The organism is Nonomuraea sp. NPDC052265 (assembly GCF_044547985.1).
Lineage (GTDB): Bacteria > Actinomycetota > Actinomycetes > Streptosporangiales > Streptosporangiaceae > Nonomuraea.
The window spans coordinates 182,888-186,634 of sequence record NZ_JBIUBJ010000006.1; the positions used below are offsets into that span (position 1 = coordinate 182,888).

The 3,747-nt window shown below is 73.3% G+C and carries 2 protein-coding genes; one reads left to right on the forward strand and one right to left on the reverse strand.

Annotation, left to right across the window (positions count from 1 at the left end; all coding sequences use genetic code 11):
* Positions 1–84: 84 nt before the first annotated feature.
* On the reverse strand, positions 85–3,219 hold the full coding sequence (locus ACIHAD_RS20340) for an ATP-binding protein (protein WP_397356056.1): 3,135 nt from the start codon (positions 3,217–3,219) through the stop codon (positions 85–87).
* 125 nt (positions 3,220–3,344) lie between these two features.
* Between ACIHAD_RS20340 and ACIHAD_RS20345 the strand changes: the two genes are divergently transcribed.
* Positions 3,345–3,539 carry a hypothetical protein gene (locus tag ACIHAD_RS20345; RefSeq protein ID WP_397356057.1) on the forward strand — a complete coding sequence of 65 codons (195 nt, stop codon included), beginning with the start codon at positions 3,345–3,347 and terminating at the stop codon, positions 3,537–3,539.
* Positions 3,540–3,747 lie beyond the last annotated feature (208 nt).

Consider the following 3,747-nt stretch of genomic DNA (forward strand, 5'->3'; position numbering starts at 1 on the left):
ACGTGGACCTGCCGATGCCGCGCGGCGAACGGATCCGCTGCCGGATCATGCCCGCGCCTTTCGCGCCTGATCCAGTCCGGGCTGTCACGTCAGCCGGTCGGCGGCCTCGTGGGGAGTCATGGCGGCGCCTTGCCGGTAGGCGGTGTCATAGCCGGTACGGCCGAGCCGCTCCGCGAGCGTGTCCGCCAGGGAACGCAGCTCGATGTCGCCGTGGTCGAAGGTGCCGCGGATGGCCTGGCTCAGCCCGAGCGCGGTGGCCGCGCCGACCGGATCGCCCTCCAGGAACAGCAGCCGGGCCAGGAGATGCGCGGCCGAAGGGGCGTCCATGGTCGCCTGCGCGGCCCGGAGGGCCCCGGGCAGCAACGCCCGCGCGGGCGCGGCTTCCCCGGCGGTGAGGAGGTTCGACATCCTGGCGGGCGTCAGCAGGTTCGCGATCGTCTCCGCGGTGACGCGGGCCCGGCGGGCGAGCGTCTCCATCCGGTCGAGTTCCCGGCCGGCCCGTTCGGTCTCGCCGCGGCGGCGATACAGCTCGGCCCTGCTGCCCAGGACGTCGATCTCCAGGATGGGCTGACCCCGCTCCCAGGCCGCTCGTTCGGCGGCGTCGATGTCGTGCCCGGCGCCGGTGAGGTCGCCGGCGCGCATGCGTGCGGCGGCGAGCCCGAGCCGGGCCGAGACCTCGTCCTGCGAGCCGAGATCGGCGGCGATCGCGATGGTGCGCTCATAGGCGGCGATCGCCCGCTCGTGTTCGCCGTCGGCGGCGTGGATCTGCGCCAGCCCGTACAGTGCCTTGGCCGTCCACCATCGGTCGCCGGTCTCCTCGAACGCGCGCAGCGCCGCCGCGATCGCGGTCGCGGAGTTCTCCCGGTCGCCTCGCTCTCGGTGACGCATGGCCTCGATCATGAGCGTGCAGGCGATCGCCCAGCGGTCCGAGCCGCCGCGCACCCGGGCGATCTCCCGGTCGACCAGCTCCTCCGGCCCGATCATCGCCGCCATGGGCAGCACGATGGTCAGCAGCATCGGATGACGCCGCAGCGCGCCCGTGCGCGCGCAGTCGTCGATGATCGCGCGCAGGCGCTCGGGATCCCTGATCGGCCCGCCCTCGCCGGCCACCAGGTGGATCGCGGTGAACGCGGCCCTGGCGTCGGAGGGCAGCGCGTCGCCGAACGCGGCGACCCTGGCGACGTAGGCGTCGGCACGGGCGTCGTAGCGGAGCACGACCCAGTACCAGTACAGCGGGCCGAGGAGCCGGGCGGCCGCGTGGGCGTCGCCGGTGTCGACGGCCGTGTGCAGGGCGAGCATCAGGTTGTCGTATTCGGCCTGGAACAGCGCCAGCGCCCGCGCCTGTTCGTGCGAGCGCAGCAGTTGCTCGTGCTCCCCGGCCAGTTCGGCGAAGTGCCGCACGAACCCGCGCAGGACGGTTTCGGCCTCCCCGGCGAGGCGAAGCTTGTCGGCCGAATGGGCGCGGATGGTCTCCAGCATCCGGTAGGCGTCGCCGGCCCGCTCCACGATGGACTTGCCGACCAGGGAGTCCAGCAGATAGGCGACCTCGGCCGCGGGGAGTGTCCCGTCCGAGCAGACCGCCTCGATCGCGGCGATCCCGGTTCTCCCGGGGAAGATCGAGATCCGGCGGGCGAGCACACGTTCCTGGTCGGTGAGCAGCTCCCAGCTCCATTCGATGACCGCGTGGAGGGTCTGCTGGCGGGGCTGGGCGGCCCGGTTGCCGGTGCTGAGCAGCCGGAAGCGGTCGTCCAGCCGCTGGGCGATCTGCTGGGCGCTCATGGTCCGCAGCCGCGCGGCGGCCAGTTCGAGGGCCAGGGGCAGCCCGTCCAGGCGGCGCACGATGTCCACGACCGCGGACGTGCTCGGCGCGTCCATGGCGAAGCCGGGCTGGACGGCCGTCGCGCGATCGTGGAACAGGCGCACCGCGTCCGATTCGGCGGCCTGGGCGGCGTCGGCGTGTGCCGGCGGCAGGCCGAGCGGGCCCAGCCGGCACAGCGTCTCGCCCATCACCTCCAGCGGTTCCCGGCTCGTGGCCAGGACGGTCAGGTACGGCAGGCGTTCCAGCAGGTGCCCGGCGAACTCCGCGACCAGGCCGGAGATCTGCTCGCAGTTGTCGAGCACCAGCACGCCCTCGTCACCGGCCAGCAGGTTGACCACCCGCTCCAGGGGCGTGCCGGAAGGGTGGACGTCGGCGAGGCTGAGCGTGCCCAGCACCGCCTCGGGCAGCCCGTCGGCCGTGCTCACCCCGGCCAGCAGGACGAGCCAGACGCGGCCCCGCCGATGGGCTCGATGCCGGCTCGCCGCTTCGACGGCCAGCCGGGTCTTCCCCGCGCCTCCCGGCCCCACGACGGTGACCAGCCGGGAGGTCTCCAGCGAACCGGCCAGCAGTCTCAGCTCGTCCGCCCGGCCGACGAAGCTGGTCAGCGGGGCCGGCAGCCGTCCCCGCAGCGCCTCCGGCCGGCTCTGCTCCGCCTCGGGGCTCTCCAGCTCGCCTCGCAGCACGGCCAGGTGCGTGTCGCGCAGTCTCTCGGACGGGTCGACCCCCAGTTCCTCGGCGAGCGTGCCGCGGACCTGCTCGAACACGGCCAGCGCGTCGGACCGGCGGCCCGCCGCGTGCAAGGCGCGCATCCGCAGCCCGGCCAGCCGTTCACGCAACGGGTGGACGGTGGCCATCGCCGCCATGTCGGCCAGGACGTCGTCATGGCGTCCCAGGCGCAGCTTCGCCTCGAACCGGTCCTCGACGGCCGCGACGCGCAACTCCTCAAGTCGCGGCGCCGCCGCACCGGCGAAGGGGGCCTCGCGCACGTCGGCCAGCGCGTCTCCCCGCCACAACGCCAGCGCCTCCTCCAGCAGCGAGCCGGCTCGCCGCGCGGTGCCCGAGGCCAGCTCGCGCCCGCCGCGCCTGGCCGTCTCCTCGAAACGGCAGGCGTCGACGTCCTCGGCGCGCACGTGCAGGCGGTATCCGCCGGCCGCCCTCTCCAGAACCCCGGCCTCGCCCAGCGCCCTGCGCAGCCGGTGCACCAGCCCGTGCAGCGCGTTGACGGTGCCCCCGCGTGCGCGCTCCTCCCACAGGTCCTCGACGAGGGTGCCGACCGGCACGGTCTCGCCCTGGGCCAGTGCCAGCCTGGCCAGCAGCGCGCGCACCATCACGCCGCCGACGTCGATGGGCGCGCCGTCGCCGGTGAAGGCCCGGACCGGTCCCAGCACCTCGATGCGCACAAAGGCCAAGGGTACGACGCCGTCGAAAGCGATGCCACGTCGGCCAAAAGAGCGTTCTAAGCGGCATAACAGCGCAGATCGGCACTGTGGACGACGTACGGAACAGGCCACAGAAGGGCAGTGCGATGGCAGTACGCGAGAGTGTTCAGCAGGTGCTCGACCGGGCGGTGGCCGAGCTCGGCATCCCCGGCGTCGTCGCCGAGGTCAAGCTCCAGCACCGCTTCGACGCGTTCACCACCGAAGAACTGCTGAGGGTGGCGGTCTCCCAGCCTCCGGTCGGCGCGCCCGGCGAACGTTTCGACCCCTTCGGCAACCGCTGAGCGGGTCGCGGCGACGCGTACGGCCGGCGAGCGCTCGTGATCGGTGCGTGTTCGTACGCCGGTCGGAACCGGCGGCGCGCCGCCACGCGGTTTTTGCGTGACCGAAATCCCGATAAATACGGGCTTGTGGTTGATTGTGGCGCTCCGGAAGGATGCTGGGAGGCGGACGGTGATCCCGTCCGATCGCAGGCGAGACAAAGGACGCCGG